Raw genomic sequence first — 13,002 nt, 5'->3', positions numbered from 1 at the left:
CCATTCCCCGACGATGCACTGGACCGCCGCCCTGCCGATGTACAACGTCACGCCCGCGCTCGCCGCCGACTGGCGCGCGTTGCTCGATGCCGTGCACGCCCGGCTCGCCGACACGCTGAAGGCCCGCGGCGATACGCTCGGCATTACCGACTCGGTTTCCGACCTGACCGCCTTCTGGCTGCGCGACGACCTGCTGCTCTCGCAGACGTGCGGGTATCCGCTGCTGCATGCGCTCGATGATCGCGTGCAACTTGTCGCCACGCCCGAGTTCAATGCGCCTGGCTGCGAAAGCGGCGGCTATCGCAGCGTGCTCGTCGCGGGCGCGCACGTGAACGCGGCATCGCTCGCGGACTGTCGCGGGCTGCGCGCCGTCTACAACGACGACGATTCGAATAGCGGCATGAACCTTTTCCGTCATGCCGTGGCGCCGTTTGCGCAGGGCTCGCGCTTCTTTGCTTCCGTGGCGAAGACCGGCGGACATCTCGCGTCGCTGCATGCGGTCGCCATCGAGCAAAGCGCGGATATCGCCGCCATCGACTGCGTGACGCTGGCCTTCGTGCGCGCGCATCGGCCGAAACTGGCGGCCGGCGTGCGCGAACTCGGCGTGACGGCGCGCGCGCCCGCGCTGCCGTTCATCGCGTCAAAACGCGTGCCGCGCGAAATCGTCGATGCGCTCGCCGCCGCGCTCGGCGATACGGTCGCGCATGATCCGGCACTCGCCAGCCGGCTGCGGCTCAAAGGCTTCGTGCGTCTCACGCGGGCTGATTACGCGCCGATCCTTCGCTACGAACACGAAGCGGCGGAGCAAGGATATCCGGTGCTGGCGTAGCGTCGGCGCATACTCCGCTCAGAACCACCGGCTCGCGACCGCTTCGGCAGACTTCGCAGACTTTCGGCACAATCAGATATCCAACGCGTGGCCGCTCTGCCCATGCGCATATCCCGCCGCCACGCCATCACGCTGTCGCACGCCAAACTCGCAATGATCCCCTTCTCGCTGCTGGACCTCTCGCCCATTCCGCTCGGCTCCACCGCCGCCGACGCCTTCGCCCATTCGCTCGATCTCGCGCAGCACGCCGAACGCTGGGGCTACCGGCGCTACTGGCTTGCCGAGCATCACAACATGACGGGCATCGCCAGCGCGGCCACGTCGGTGGTGATCGCGCACATCGCGGCAGGCACCAAGACCATTCGCGTCGGCTCGGGCGGCATCATGCTGCCGAATCACGCGCCGCTCGTCATCGCCGAGCAGTTCGGCACGCTCGCCTCGCTGTTTCCCGGCCGCATCGACCTCGGGCTCGGGCGCGCGCCCGGCACCGACCAGACGACCGCCCGCGCGCTGCGCCGCGACCTGCAAGGCAGCGCCGATTCGTTCCCCGACGACGTCGTGGAGCTTCAACGCTATTTCGCCGATCCAGTGGAAGGCCAGCGCGTGCGCGCGGTGCCCGGCGCGGGACTGCATGTGCCGATCTGGCTGCTCGGCTCGTCGCTCTTCTCCGCGCAATTGGCGGCGGCGCTCGGGCTGCCGTTTGCGTTCGCGTCCCATTTCGCGCCGGATTATCTGATGACCGCGTTACACGTCTACCGCTCGCAATTCCGGCCGTCCGCCACGCTGGAGAAGCCTTACGCGATGGTCGGCGTGAACGTCTTCGCCGCCGACACCGCCGACGAAGCGCGCTTTGCGTTCACATCGCTGCAACAGCAGTTCATCAATCTTCGACGTGGCACGCCGGGACAACTGCCGCCGCCCGTCGAATCCATCGCGTGGACGCCGGCCGAGCGCGCGGGCGTCGAGCACTCGCTGTCGTGCTCGGTGATCGGCGATCGCAGCGACGTGGAAGCCGGGCTGCGCTCGGTCATCGACCAGACGCAGGCGGACGAACTCATCGTCACCGCGCAGATTTTCGACCACGCGGCGCGCCTGCGTTCGTTCGAGATCACGGCGCAGGTCCGCGACGCCATCGCTGCCAACGCCTGAGGGCGAAAGCAGGCGCAGCGCGCAAAAACTCGCGCGCTGGACGCCCGCGCATTTGACAGGCAATAATGAGATACCGGAGCGCGCTCGCGCAGGCGCCGCGCTTCGCGTCCGCCGTATCCGCCCTGTTTCGTCCCTGGAGCGCGCACCCCATTCGCTGCGCGCGGCTGGGCGATGCAGCGGAACAACAACAAATGCGTCGCAAGACGGGAGGAAGAATGTCGATGCCGAGAAGCGCAGCCACCGGAGCCATGACGCTCCTGACCGAATTTGACGACACCACCGGCCAGGAAGTGCGCTCTTTGAAGCTCGAACCCGCTGCTGACGGCAAGGCCGTGCTGCTGATCGAGATCGATGAACGCAAACCCGGCATTCATCGCGAAGTCCGTTATGAAATAACGCCAGCGGAACTGATTGCCGCGATTCGCGCGCACGGTGCGGAATTACCGGGAGAACAACATTCGCGTTAAAACTTTTTAAACGCGGCCAAGACCGGCATACAATACAACTGGAGCGAGCCTTTTTGGCCGTCGCATAGTCGCGGCGGCCCGGCATGCCCCTCTGCGGATCGCGGTTCTCGGCGTGACTTCCCGCACGCACTGTTGTCGTGCGTCCGTCGCGGTGATCCTCGAGCGAGTGAATGGCCGGACCGGCTCTATTCGGCGATTGCGTCAATGAGTCTGGCGGATTAAAACAGCCTCGCGGTAAATACACCAATTGACGAGCGGCAAACACTGCGCCACGCTTGGTAATACATATATTTAAGTCTTCGAACCGCCCCGGTCCGCGCGGGGCATGGGTTCGTCTTCTGCAAATCAAAAAGCTGAATCAGGAAAGCCGTGGACGAAAGAAAGCGAGATAGCATCATTGCGTACTTGCGCAGCCGAATGGCCGAATTCGGGATTACCGAAACCGCTCTGGCCGAAGCATTAGCCGAAGCGCAGGCCGCGCCTCCCGTACCGCCCACGTTCACCAGGACCAACGGGAACGCGGCGAATGGCGCGCCGAAACCGCATCGCGCGATGCCGAAACTGCCGTCCGTGCCGGTATCGAACGGCGCGGGTCCGGTTTTTCGAAACGCGAGCGGCGACACGTGGGACGGCGTCGGCGACATGCCGGAATGGTTGAAACGCGCGGTACATGCGGGCCAGGACATCGAGTTCTATCGCGTTTGACGTGTTCCCGAGGCTTGTCTTCGCGCACGGACTGACGACAAACAGTCGCATCACTGAGCATCGGCACCCGTCGATACGCGCGTACGTGCGTCCATAGTCAATTCACGCTCAATATTCAAGACGAAATATTTTCGGCGACGCATGTCCATTGCGCCGTAAAACGTTTATTGGTAGCCCACAGTAGCCGGCCTGGCTTTCGCCGCCGCGCATCCTTTCGCCGTTAAGCACGCCCGATCGAGTTCCGCAGTCTCCCGACAAGGAGCCACGCATGAACGCATACGGACGCCGTGACGCCGCGCCCTGTCTGAACGCGCCCTGCGCCTCCGAGGCGCACTCAATGGTGCGCGGCCGCGCCGCCGCGCTCTGCGCCTGACTGGCCGCGCGAAGAAGCCGCGGACCGCGACCGAGCGACCAGCGCGATGCCGTCCCGCCCCGCCACCCTTCCGAGCGTCGTCCGGCGCATGACCGCCGGGCGCAGACTGCTGGAAGGCGCATCGGTGGAGACGGTCGCCGACGAATTGCATCTGTCGGTGCAGACAGTGCGCCGCTACCGGGCCATCGTGTCGGACGGCGGGCTCGATGCGCTCGCGAAAATGGGCGTCGGCGGTCGCACGTCCGTGCTGGATCGCGCAGCGCTCGACTGGATCGCGGCCGCCTTGCAGAATTCGCCGCGCAAACACGGCTTTCCGAGCGACGCGTGGACCAATGCGCGGCTGCGCGAACTGATCGAGCGGCGCTTCGGCGTGCGCTTCTCGCGCGTGTATGTTTGGCAAATTGCGACGAATCTGGGTCTCGCGCACCGGCTGTCGAAGTCGCGCAGGTAGTTAGGGTTGCTTATCGTGTAGCCCCCGCCGCTTCCAGAAGTTGAAACGACCGATATTGCTCGCGTCGAACGTCATCGGCGGCCGAGAATCACTTGGCCGCTCTTGCCGACGGTGCGCTTGCCGGCGTCCTCATCGAGTCACGCGCGCTCGTCCTGCGCGAGCCAGCGGGCGCGGGCGGGATCGTCGTCGAGATACCAGAACGCCCACGCGATGCAACAGCAGATTGCTCGGCACCTCGAAGATCGCATAGCCGACAAAGAACACGCCCGCGCCGAACGCGAACGCGGCGTTCGTGAGGCCGGTGTCCTGCTGCAAGGCCTATTGCGCGAAGCCGACGTTCGCGCGATCCAGAAACGCGAGCAGCAGCCGGCGCATCACGCGGAACGTGACAGCGCCTTCCGCCGCATCGGAGTGGTCGATGTCTCCCCAGCGAAGCGCGCGCTCAGTACGTCGCGCGTCCGCCCGACAGGTCGAACACCGCGCCCGTGCTGAACGCGCAGTCCTCGGACGAGAGCCACAGAATGAGCGACGCGGCTTCTTCCGGCATGAGGAAGCGGTTCATCGGTATCTTGGAGAGCATGTAGTCGATGTGCTGCTGCGACATCGAATCGAAGATTTCGGTTTTCGCGGCGGCGGGCGTGACGGCATTCACGAGAATGTTCTTGCCCGCGAGCTCCTTGCCGAGCGACTTCGTGAGCCCGATCAGTCCGGCCTTCGACGCGCTGTAGTGCGACGCGTTCGGATTGCCTTCCTTGCCCGCGATCGACGCGACATTGACGATGCGGCCACAGCCGTTTTTCAGCATGTGCGGCACGACGGCGCGGCAAGTGAGATACGGCCCGATCAGATTCACGTCGATCACGCGGCGCCACACGTCCGGCGCCAGTTCCCACGTCGGACCGTTGCCGCCGGTGATGCCCGCGTTGTTCACGAGCACGTCGATCTTGCCGTGCGCGGCGAGCGTCGATTGCACGGCGGCATCGACGGACGCTTCATCGGTCAGTTCGACGACCGACTCGCTGACGGTGCGCGCTTCGTGCTTGGACGCGAGTTCGGCGCGCGTGCGCTGAAGCCGCTCCGCGTCGACATCCCACAGCGCGACGTTCGCGCCCGAAGCCAGCGCCCGCTCCGCGACCGCGAGGCCGATGCCCCGCGCGCCGCCGGTGATGACCACGGTGCGTTCCGCCAGATCGATCCGATTCATGCCTTGTCTCCAGTTGTGTTGTCGATAGCACTATAGTCGGCCAGCGATAACGGAACAATCCGAATGAGCGATCGTTCGATAACGAAACCGGATCGCGCGCCGTGCGAGCGTCAGTCGCGGTGAGAACCCGGCCGCCGCGTCTCGGAACGCACGGGCGCGGGCGCCTTCTGGCTGCTGCCGCGATTAAACACCTTTTCGGCATACAGGGCGAAGGCGAAAAGCGCGGCGACTCCGACCGGACAAAGCAACAAGGCAGCGACGAACATGATGAGATCCCTCGAACTAAGTGCGAAGCAGTTTATCCAGTGAACGTGGGTGAACTGAACACGAAACTGAAGCATTCGCCGTTTAGTATCTTGAAACGCGTTTTCGAACTCGGACGATGGAACTGGCTTTTCGCGCCACCCGCCGGCTAGCAGGCACATAGGTTGCTAAACGCTCTGCACCGTCGACCGACCAGGCGCGCGCCGCGCGCACCGACGACCACTTATCCAACAAAAAAAGCATGTTCACACCGAAGCCTTGTACCGCTACTTGCGTTCTCGACGGAATGCCCGTCACCCTCACCTACTACCCCGACACCACGCTGTTGCGCATTACCGACGCGACTGGCCGCTGCGTGCGCGAAACGCGCTGGCCCGCGCCGTGGCGCACGCTGCTCGCGACGCTGCGTGAATTCAGCGGCCGCGAGACCGAGGGCCAACTTTCCACGCTGCTCGACGAAATCCCCGCCGAAGCCGCGTTCGCGTGAAGACGCCTTTAACGATTACTGACCCAAGCGAGATTTGGTCTCGCTCAACGCTGCAAAAGAAGAGGAAATAATGGCAACTGGCACTGTGAAATGGTTCAACGACACGAAGGGCTTCGGGTTCATCAAGCCGGACGACGGCAGCCCTGACGTGTTCGCGCATTTCTCGGAAATCCGGGCGGACGGCTACAAGTCGCTGCAAGAAAATCAGAAGGTGCTGTTCGAGGTGCGCCAGGGTCCCAAGGGCCTGCAAGCCGCGAACATCCAGCCGCAGTAAGCGCGAGCTCGGACGCGAAAGCCGTGAAGCCGTTGCATCGGCTTCACGGCTATTTTCTTTGGACCATCAGACGCGTTCGAACACAGCCGCCGCCGGCCGCAACGCCAGCCAGTAGATCAGAAAACGGCCCGCAAAGATTCCCGCGACCAGGCCCGAAATCAGCGCATTGAGCACGGCCCACGTCGACTCGACGCCAGCGCCCGTCGCCAGTTCGAAGCCGATGAAAAATTTCGACGCGAATGTCGCGAGGATGAGCAGCATCGGCACGACGGAGCCGGGCACGGTGACGGTGCGCCGCACGCGGTCCACGGCGATGGCGCTGTTCTTCGCCAACATCGCGCCGATGCCGCTGCCGATTGCCCCGCCGATCAGCCACGTCGCCGCCGGTTCCCAGCCGGCGTCCGGCCCCGTGACGACATGCAGCAAGCCCCACGCGGCGAAGATCGCCGGCACGACCGCGAGTTTCGAGAGCGGCGCCGTGCCGCCTTTCATCGCTTTGAGGCCGCGCGAAACGAGCACCGCCAACAACACCCAGACCCACGCCGGCGTACCGGCCAAGATAGCTTGCAAGGACATGATCGTTCTCCGTTGAACCGTTCGAAAGTCACAAGATGAATCTTTACGCTGGAAACATTGTGGTTCCGAGTGACCTGGACGTCAATGAATTTTTACATTGTAAAGATTGATTGACCGGCAGGTTTTCATTCCTATGCTGAACATTGGCGGCTGCTTCATCGTTTCGATTTCGAGCACGCCGACCGCTGCCCTTTACAATGGGCGGTTCGCTGCGCGTTCGCAGCTTTTCCCGCATCCGCCTGGCAGGCATGGTCTCTGAAACCTCTTCACTGGAATCGCTCGCCGTCGCCGAGCGCGTGCGCGAGCTGATGAGCCGTCACGGCATCGGCAAGCGTCAGCAGACGGCCGAACTGTGCCGCATCCTCGATCTGAGCTTTTCGCAAGGGCATCGCAAGCTGCGCGGCAATAGCCCGTGGACGCTCGCGCAGATTCGCCGCGTCGCGGACGCCTTCGACGAGCCCGCGCTCCAGCTTTTCGACAGCATCGATACGCGCCCCGACGACACCGAAGGCACCGCGCACGACGCCGTGTTGAAGCTCGGCTCGGTCGAGATTCCATGCACCGCGTGGATCGGCGATGCACTGGACGCGGGCAGCCGGCCCGATTTCATTGCGCAGAAAGTGAACGGCCGCTGGATCGTCACGCGCCACGAGGGCGTGCTGTTGCAGCAGGCCAGCGACGTCCACAAGATCGAAATCCAGCCGCGCCGCGCGGATACCGAGAAGCCCGTGATCGCGGTCGTCGACGACGATCACGCGTCGGCCGACAACCTGCACGACTATCTGGAGATGACCGGCTTCACCGCGATGGCCTTCTACGGCCTCGACGCGTTTCTGGAGGCGCTGCAGTCGCAAGTCTTCGACGCCGTGGTGATCGACTGGCTGTTCGGCGCGCACACGTCGGCGGGCGCGATACAGGCGGTGCGCGAGTCCGACAACCCGGACGCGCCGATCTTCGTGCTCACCGGCGAGCTCACGACCGGCAAGGCGAGCGAATCGGAAATCAGCCAGATCATTCGCGATTACAACGTCGCGTGCTTCGAGAAGCCAGCGCGGCTCGGCATTCTGGTGGCCGACCTGTCGAAGCGGCTGTTGCGGAGCTAAGCCTCAGGCAGCGCGCCGCCGCGCCGTCGCCGCGCGATGCACGGCCGCCTTCAGCACCTCGAAGCGCACCGGCTTGAGCAGATAGTCGAAGAAAAGCACCGTCGCGGTCGGATCGACGAGTTCGGGCACGTACGCGCTCACCGCGATGATCGGCACGCTCGCGCCCGGCGCGATCCGCGAGCGGTATTCGTTGGCGAACGAGTAGCCGTCCTTGCCGGGCATGTGCAGGTCGAGCAGGATCACGTCCGCGTCGTTGGCGCGCAGCCACGCGAGCGCGCTGTCGACGTCCGGCATGCCCACGGCCCAGTAGCCCAGGAGCGTCAGCATCTCCATCAGCGAGTCGCGGATCGACTCGTGGTCGTCTATCACCAGCACGCGCGATTTGCGCAAGCCGGACGCTTCGGCGGCGTCGTCGCGGCGCTCGGGCATCTCGTCGACGGACGCCGCCGGCAAGCTCACGCGAAACGCCGCGCCCTGACCGACTTCGCTCGACACGTCGATGGTGCCGCCGAGCAGATCGACCAGGCCTCGCACGACCGCGAGCCCCATCCCCGCGCCGTCGAAACGCCGCGTGCTCGACGAATCGAGCTGAGTGAATTCCTCGAAGATGAGCGGCAGTTGTTCCCGCGCGATGCCGGGCCCCGTGTCGGTCACGGAGATATCGAGACGCGCCTTGTCGCGCATGAAGCGCACGTCGATGGACCCGGCGTCCGTGTATTTGATCGCGTTGGTGACGAGATTCGTGACGATCTGGCGCACGCGATGCGGGTCCGATTCCAGCAGCCCGCGCGCGCCGCTGTATTCGCCGCGCAACTCCAGGCCCTTCGCGGACGCGGCGGGCAGGTTTGCATCGACGATGGAATCGAGCAGTTCGGCGGGATCGAACGCGGCGAGGCGCAGTTCGAGCTTGCCGGCGCCGAGGCGCGCGTAGTCGGTCAGGTCGCGCATCTGCGCTTCGAGATGACGCGCGCCGGTTTCCAGCCGCTGAATGATCTTGCGATCCGCCTCGCCGCGCAGATTCAGCCCGAGCAGTTCGATGGACGAGACGATTGCGTGCAGCGGCGTGCGCAGTTCGTGGCTGATCATGCCGAGGAACGTGTCTTTCGCGACAGCCGTTTCACGCGCCGCCCGGGTCGCCTGATGCTCGGCTGACAGCGCGGCGCGTTGCTGCTCGATCAGCCGCGCGCGCCGATAGCCGTTGAGCAATAGCAGCGATGTCGCCGCCGCCGATAGCAAGCCGAGCAGAATGCCGCCATAAAGCAGATAGCGGCGCTTGGCCTCGAAGTCGCGCACGACGTTCTCGCGCTCAGCGGCGTCCATCAGCCGCCTGCCGGTGGCCAGTTCCGCGACGGCGGGCGCGTTTTGCCGCAGCACGCCGAGGACCCGCAGCGCGCGGCTTTGCCTGACCGTCAGCCGGTTGACGTCGCCTTCGATGGAATCGAGCGCCGTATGCAGCTGGCGCAAGATTTCCTGCTGCCGGTTGTGCATGGCGTCGTGGCCTTCGGGCGTGCGCGTGGCGTCGGACACGATGTCGAGCCGCGCCCGCAGCCGGGCATAGGAATCGCGGACCGCGCCGGCATCTTCGTCGATGCCGCTGCGGAACAGCAGCACCTGGCTCTCGAAGCGCTCGTAGGCAATCTGGAACTGCGCGGCGTCCCAATACAAGCCTTCGTAGGGCACCACCATGCCATGCGGCTGCCGGGCGAGCAGGCCGGAGTACAGCATGTAGCCGACCGCCCCGAGCGGCGGAGCGACCGCCAGCGCGATCAGCGCCGCGTACCAAAGGCGGCGCAGCCACGGACGCCGGTTCTGCGTGAATGGCATGAGACGACTGCGGCGCGGCCTAGCGCAACGCTTCCATCGCGTGCGTCGCGCGTTCGGAGGCGACCACGATGAGCTTCATCGTCGCCCGCGTCGCGCCGACGAACACTTTGCGCGCAGCCTGATCGTCGAGCGTGTCGAAGTCGACTTCGGTCAGGATCACGCACGGCGCGGATTGCCCCTTGAAGCGATAGATCGACTCCAGCAGCACGTCGCCCTCGCGATATTCAGGATTGCCGAAGAGATCGTATGTTCCGGTGAACGCGCGCAGCCGGTGCGGCCCGAGATGATCGACGGCCGTGAGCGCCGAACCCTCGCGCCCGCGAAACGACAGCACCGCGATGTCCTGCTTGCGAAAGCCGAGCGACAGCGCATGCGTGATCGCGCGCTTCGTGGCTTCGATGACTTCGTCCGGATGGCCGTCCTCATAGGTCGAGACGGTAACGTCCGAGCCGTCGAACGGACTGCCCGCATCGAGCCGCACATTCGGCCCGACGATCTTGCGGATAAAGCCGAGCAAGTCGCGCGGACTGCGATAGTTGGTGGTTTCGCGCAGAATGGTCCAGCCGGGCAGCGGCACCGGCTCGCGCAGATAGAGGTTCTGCATCGGATCTTCGAGCCACCACCACGCCGCATCGGGCTTGAGCAGCCGTTCGAGCGCCTCGACCCATGCGGCCTGAAAATCCTGGCCTTCGTCGACGATCAGCACGTCCGTCTTCCAGTGCTCCGGCACGGGCACGGCGGCGAACCGTTCCTCCAGCGTCGCGAAGACGTTGGGCTGGCTGAAATCCGGCGGGCTGCCGGCATCGCGCGCAACCGCTGCGCTCAGTTGATGATAATTCGCGATCTTCGCGTCTTTCGGCGCGATGGCGCGAATATGGTCCGCGAGCGGCCGGTTGAAGCAGACATACAGCACGCTCTTGCCGGCGGCCAGCGCGTCTCGCATCACGCGCACGGCGAGCTGCGTCTTGCCCGCGCCCGCCGTCGCGATCACGCGCAGGCGGAACGGCTCGAATTCGAGGCGCCGCGCCCACGTCGCGAGTCCGCCCGACAGCCGCGTGACGAGCGTGTTCGCCGCGCCGACGAGCGCGTTCGTGTCCGGCGTGAGCGAGAGTTCATCGGCCAGAAAATGGTGGATGCGCGCGGCGGCTTCGAAGCGCGGCTCGTCGGGCGGCAGGATCTCCAGCACGACGCGCGCAAGCTGCGCCTTGCGGCTTGCGTCGACGATACGGCCCGGCGGCACACCTGCGATCGCCGCGTCTTTCACCGTGTAGTCGGGGCAATACAGCAGTTCCTCGATGCGATACGTCCCCGCGCCGAACGCCGCCGTGAAGCGCCGGTGCAGGTTTTCCAGCGTCCGGGCAAGCTGGATGGCAACGTTGCGCTCCTTTTGCAGATAGACTTTGACGAGCCCGGCGCCGGTTTCGCGCAGGAAGCCGGCCTTCATCTCGATCATCAGCACGCGACCCGACGGCGCGACCACGACGAAATCCGCCTCGCCGAAAACCGAGAAGCCTTCGTTGATGCGCGTCCAGTGGACGCCGTGATAGACCGTGTAGTCGTCGGGCAGCTTTTCGAGTTGCGCGAGCGTCTCCAGTTCGCGCGCCGCGGCGCCGGTCGCTTCGAGGTTCTTCCAGTCGTCGGGAACGATTCGGGCCATGCGTTGCCTTTGAGCGTGAGGGACTTGCGAAGAAACGCGCGGCTGGGGAGCGGCGCTTTGTGCGCCTCATTGTACGCAACGCGCGGGGCTTTTCTGCGCGGGCGCCTAGCCCGCGTAGTCGTACCGCCCGCCACGCTCCAATGCGCGCCGATAAGCCGGCCGCGCGTGAATGCGTTCGAGAAACGCGCGGATATGCGGCCAATCCTTCGCGCCCGCGCGCTGGCTGCCCGCTTCGAGCGGGAAGCTCATCTGAACGTCGGCGGCGCTGAAGGTATCGCCCGCGAACCACGGCGACTTCGCGAGTTCGCTCTCGATATAGCCGAAATGCAGCTTCAGTTGCGGGTCGATGAAACCGCGCTGCAACGTCTCGCCGATGCGCCGTGCAACGGGCCTCGCGAAGAACGGCATCTTCGCCTTGCCAATTCGCGACGCCACGAGCTTGAGCAAGAGCGGCGGCATGGCCGAGCCTTCCGCGTAATGCATCCAGTAGTTGTAGCGCACGCGCTCAGGCGCCGCCCCGTGCGGCGGCGCGAATCGCCTTTCGCCGTAGCGGTCCACCAGATATTCGATGATCGCGCCCGACTCCGCGACGACGAGCGCGCCGTCTGTGACGACGGGCGACTTGCCGAGCGGATGCACGGCGCGCAGTTCGGGCGGCGCGAGCATGGTATGCGGATCGCGCTCGTAACGCCTGATCTCGTAGGGGACGCCGAGTTCTTCGAGCATCCACAGCACCCGTTGCGACCGGGAGTTGTTCAGGTGATGGACGGTGAGCATGTCTTCTTGTTGTGCTGCACGGTACGCGTCTTGCAGGCGACGAATGGCGCGCAGCAGCGCTGACTATTCCGACAAGTAAAAGGAGAACCCGATGACCCTGATCATCTATCTCGTGGGCTGGCTCATTCTGATCGGCGGCGTGTCGTGGGCGCTCGTCGCCATGCACGTGGCGCAACATACCATCGCCATCGTGGCCGTCATTCTGCTGGGAATCGCCGTCATCACGGGCGCCACGCGGGCGCGCAACCGCGACCGTTCGTAGCGTCCTGCAAGGCGAGCGCCGCGCCGTATCGCGCGCGGCGCTTCCTGTCTCAGGTCACGACACGCGCGTTGAGCGCGTCCTGAATCAGCGTAACGAGTTCGTCCGGGTGCGCGGGCTTGGTCATGAAGTGCTGAAAGCCCTCGCCGATGCTGCGTAATCGGTACTCGTCGCCGTCGTGCCCAGTGAGCGCGATGGCGACCGAAGGCGGCAGATTCCCGCGTATTTCGTGGTCGCGCAAACGTTGGATAAGATAGAAACCGTCCATTCCAGGAAGGTCGAGATCGCAGATCACCGCATCGGGAAGCACACGGGTCGCGGTTTCCGCGCCGTCTTCGGCGTCGGCCACGGCGACGACTTGCGCCCCCTCTTCTTCCAGCAGCATCTGCAGTGATTCCCTGCTTTCGGGATCGTCTTCGATGAGTACGATCCGCGCATGCCCCAGTCTTGCCACTTCGTTCATCATGTTCTTTTCAACTGCCTAAAACGGAATTCTCGCGCACGGTCTCCACGGCTCGCCGCTTCACTATCCTCTGCCGACCGTCGCGCGCTTGCGTGGCGATTGACAGAGAATCGCAGCGGGAATTCCGGACGCACCGTATT

Annotated in this window: 16 protein-coding genes and 1 pseudogene; 8 read left to right on the top strand and 9 right to left on the bottom strand. The window is 64.9% G+C overall.

The annotated features are described in order from the left end of the window. Positions 1–13: 13 nt before the first annotated feature. The 3 genes from NCR35_RS15630 (at position 14) to NCR35_RS15620 (ending at position 2,445) form a co-directional block, all read left to right on the top strand. A complete protein-coding gene (locus tag NCR35_RS15630) occupies positions 14–829 on the top strand; it encodes a phosphate/phosphite/phosphonate ABC transporter substrate-binding protein (protein ID WP_250535065.1) in 816 nt (271 codons plus the stop codon). A gap of 153 nt (positions 830–982) precedes the next feature. Continuing rightward, positions 983–1,978 (top strand): luciferase-like monooxygenase, encoded by a 996-nt coding sequence (locus NCR35_RS15625; protein WP_250535441.1) that lies wholly within the window; start codon positions 983–985, stop codon positions 1,976–1,978. 248 nt (positions 1,979–2,226) lie between these two features. Next, complete coding sequence (locus NCR35_RS15620; protein ID WP_370650694.1) at positions 2,227–2,445, top strand: hypothetical protein; 219 nt, start codon at positions 2,227–2,229, stop codon at positions 2,443–2,445. 218 nt (positions 2,446–2,663) lie between these two features. On the opposite strand, the gene NCR35_RS30090 is transcribed toward NCR35_RS15620, so the two are convergent. Next, positions 2,664–3,131, bottom strand: a complete 468-nt coding sequence (locus NCR35_RS30090; protein WP_502801683.1) for a hypothetical protein — start codon at positions 3,129–3,131, stop codon at positions 2,664–2,666. Positions 3,132–3,569: 438 nt separating this feature from the next. Between NCR35_RS30090 and NCR35_RS15610 the strand changes: the two genes are divergently transcribed. Further along, positions 3,570–3,974, top strand: a complete 405-nt coding sequence (locus NCR35_RS15610; RefSeq protein WP_175941921.1) for a helix-turn-helix domain-containing protein — start codon at positions 3,570–3,572, stop codon at positions 3,972–3,974. 201 nt (positions 3,975–4,175) lie between these two features. Here NCR35_RS15610 and NCR35_RS15605 read toward each other — a convergent pair. From NCR35_RS15605 to NCR35_RS15595, 3 genes and pseudogenes are all read right to left on the bottom strand, one after another. Continuing rightward, positions 4,176–4,349: pseudogene (locus tag NCR35_RS15605) on the bottom strand (MFS transporter); the annotation flags it as partial. Positions 4,350–4,416: 67 nt separating this feature from the next. Continuing rightward, complete coding sequence (locus NCR35_RS15600) at positions 4,417–5,178, bottom strand: SDR family NAD(P)-dependent oxidoreductase (RefSeq protein ID WP_250535064.1); 762 nt, start codon at positions 5,176–5,178, stop codon at positions 4,417–4,419. A 110-nt stretch (positions 5,179–5,288) separates the two neighbouring features. Next, positions 5,289–5,444, bottom strand: coding sequence for a hypothetical protein (locus tag NCR35_RS15595; RefSeq protein ID WP_250535063.1), 156 nt, complete (start codon positions 5,442–5,444; stop codon positions 5,289–5,291). 239 nt (positions 5,445–5,683) lie between these two features. Between NCR35_RS15595 and NCR35_RS15590 the strand changes: the two genes are divergently transcribed. Together NCR35_RS15590 and NCR35_RS15585 are read left to right on the top strand one after the other, a co-directional pair. Then, positions 5,684–5,929, top strand: coding sequence for a hypothetical protein (locus NCR35_RS15590; protein WP_244849368.1), 246 nt, complete (start codon positions 5,684–5,686; stop codon positions 5,927–5,929). A gap of 70 nt (positions 5,930–5,999) precedes the next feature. Continuing rightward, positions 6,000–6,203 carry a cold-shock protein gene (locus NCR35_RS15585; RefSeq protein ID WP_175941946.1) on the top strand — a complete coding sequence of 68 codons (204 nt, stop codon included), beginning with the start codon at positions 6,000–6,002 and terminating at the stop codon, positions 6,201–6,203. Positions 6,204–6,269: 66 nt separating this feature from the next. Here the strand turns inward: NCR35_RS15585 and NCR35_RS15580 are convergent, their stop codons facing one another. Continuing rightward, complete coding sequence (locus NCR35_RS15580) at positions 6,270–6,779, bottom strand: DUF6622 family protein (protein ID WP_250535062.1); 510 nt, start codon at positions 6,777–6,779, stop codon at positions 6,270–6,272. Between the two features lie 248 nt (positions 6,780–7,027). On the opposite strand from NCR35_RS15580, the gene NCR35_RS15575 reads away from it, so the two are divergent. Beyond that, positions 7,028–7,882 (top strand): helix-turn-helix domain-containing protein, encoded by an 855-nt coding sequence (locus NCR35_RS15575; protein ID WP_244849370.1) that lies wholly within the window; start codon positions 7,028–7,030, stop codon positions 7,880–7,882. 3 nt (positions 7,883–7,885) lie between these two features. Here the strand turns inward: NCR35_RS15575 and NCR35_RS15570 are convergent, their stop codons facing one another. The 3 genes from NCR35_RS15570 to NCR35_RS15560 form a co-directional block, all read right to left on the bottom strand. Continuing rightward, positions 7,886–9,706: an ATP-binding response regulator gene (locus NCR35_RS15570; RefSeq protein WP_250535061.1), complete on the bottom strand. Its 1,821-nt coding sequence runs from the start codon at positions 9,704–9,706 to the stop codon at positions 7,886–7,888. Positions 9,707–9,725: 19 nt separating this feature from the next. Then, entirely contained in the window at positions 9,726–11,363 is a 1,638-nt protein-coding gene (locus tag NCR35_RS15565; RefSeq protein ID WP_250500579.1) for an ATP-binding domain-containing protein, read from the bottom strand. A gap of 105 nt (positions 11,364–11,468) precedes the next feature. Next, the gene (locus tag NCR35_RS15560) at positions 11,469–12,140 is read right to left on the bottom strand and encodes a glutathione S-transferase family protein (RefSeq protein WP_250535060.1); all 672 of its coding nucleotides are present in this window, start codon (positions 12,138–12,140) and stop codon (positions 11,469–11,471) included. 91 nt (positions 12,141–12,231) lie between these two features. Between NCR35_RS15560 and NCR35_RS15555 the strand changes: the two genes are divergently transcribed. Further along, positions 12,232–12,402 carry a hypothetical protein gene (locus tag NCR35_RS15555; RefSeq protein ID WP_175941955.1) on the top strand — a complete coding sequence of 57 codons (171 nt, stop codon included), beginning with the start codon at positions 12,232–12,234 and terminating at the stop codon, positions 12,400–12,402. A 49-nt stretch (positions 12,403–12,451) separates the two neighbouring features. On the opposite strand, the gene NCR35_RS15550 is transcribed toward NCR35_RS15555, so the two are convergent. Next, a complete protein-coding gene (locus tag NCR35_RS15550) occupies positions 12,452–12,865 on the bottom strand; it encodes a response regulator (RefSeq protein WP_175941956.1) in 414 nt (137 codons plus the stop codon). Positions 12,866–13,002 lie beyond the last annotated feature (137 nt).

The sequence above is a fragment of the Caballeronia sp. AZ10_KS36 genome (assembly GCF_023631105.1).
Classification (GTDB): domain Bacteria; phylum Pseudomonadota; class Gammaproteobacteria; order Burkholderiales; family Burkholderiaceae; genus Caballeronia.
This window is presented reverse-complemented; position numbering and strand designations above follow the sequence as displayed.

Excerpts from the sequence above, each read along its gene's own strand:
- NCR35_RS15630 (WP_250535065.1), top strand. The coding sequence starts at position 14 with ATGCACTGGACCGCCGCCCTGCCGATGTACAACGTCACGCCCGCGCTC.
- NCR35_RS15625 (WP_250535441.1), top strand. The coding sequence starts at position 983 with ATGATCCCCTTCTCGCTGCTGGACCTCTCGCCCATTCCGCTCGGCTCC.
- NCR35_RS15620 (WP_370650694.1), top strand. The coding sequence starts at position 2,227 with ATGACGCTCCTGACCGAATTTGACGACACCACCGGCCAGGAAGTGCGC.
- NCR35_RS30090 (WP_502801683.1), bottom strand. The coding sequence starts at position 3,131 with ATGTCCTGGCCCGCATGTACCGCGCGTTTCAACCATTCCGGCATGTCG.
- NCR35_RS15610 (WP_175941921.1), top strand. The coding sequence starts at position 3,570 with ATGCCGTCCCGCCCCGCCACCCTTCCGAGCGTCGTCCGGCGCATGACC.
- NCR35_RS15600 (WP_250535064.1), bottom strand. The coding sequence starts at position 5,178 with ATGAATCGGATCGATCTGGCGGAACGCACCGTGGTCATCACCGGCGGC.
- NCR35_RS15595 (WP_250535063.1), bottom strand. The coding sequence starts at position 5,444 with ATGTTCGTCGCTGCCTTGTTGCTTTGTCCGGTCGGAGTCGCCGCGCTT.
- NCR35_RS15590 (WP_244849368.1), top strand. The coding sequence starts at position 5,684 with ATGTTCACACCGAAGCCTTGTACCGCTACTTGCGTTCTCGACGGAATG.
- NCR35_RS15585 (WP_175941946.1), top strand. The coding sequence starts at position 6,000 with ATGGCAACTGGCACTGTGAAATGGTTCAACGACACGAAGGGCTTCGGG.
- NCR35_RS15580 (WP_250535062.1), bottom strand. The coding sequence starts at position 6,779 with ATGTCCTTGCAAGCTATCTTGGCCGGTACGCCGGCGTGGGTCTGGGTG.
- NCR35_RS15575 (WP_244849370.1), top strand. The coding sequence starts at position 7,028 with ATGGTCTCTGAAACCTCTTCACTGGAATCGCTCGCCGTCGCCGAGCGC.
- NCR35_RS15570 (WP_250535061.1), bottom strand. The coding sequence starts at position 9,706 with ATGCCATTCACGCAGAACCGGCGTCCGTGGCTGCGCCGCCTTTGGTAC.
- NCR35_RS15565 (WP_250500579.1), bottom strand. The coding sequence starts at position 11,363 with ATGGCCCGAATCGTTCCCGACGACTGGAAGAACCTCGAAGCGACCGGC.
- NCR35_RS15560 (WP_250535060.1), bottom strand. The coding sequence starts at position 12,140 with ATGCTCACCGTCCATCACCTGAACAACTCCCGGTCGCAACGGGTGCTG.
- NCR35_RS15555 (WP_175941955.1), top strand. The coding sequence starts at position 12,232 with ATGACCCTGATCATCTATCTCGTGGGCTGGCTCATTCTGATCGGCGGC.
- NCR35_RS15550 (WP_175941956.1), bottom strand. The coding sequence starts at position 12,865 with ATGATGAACGAAGTGGCAAGACTGGGGCATGCGCGGATCGTACTCATC.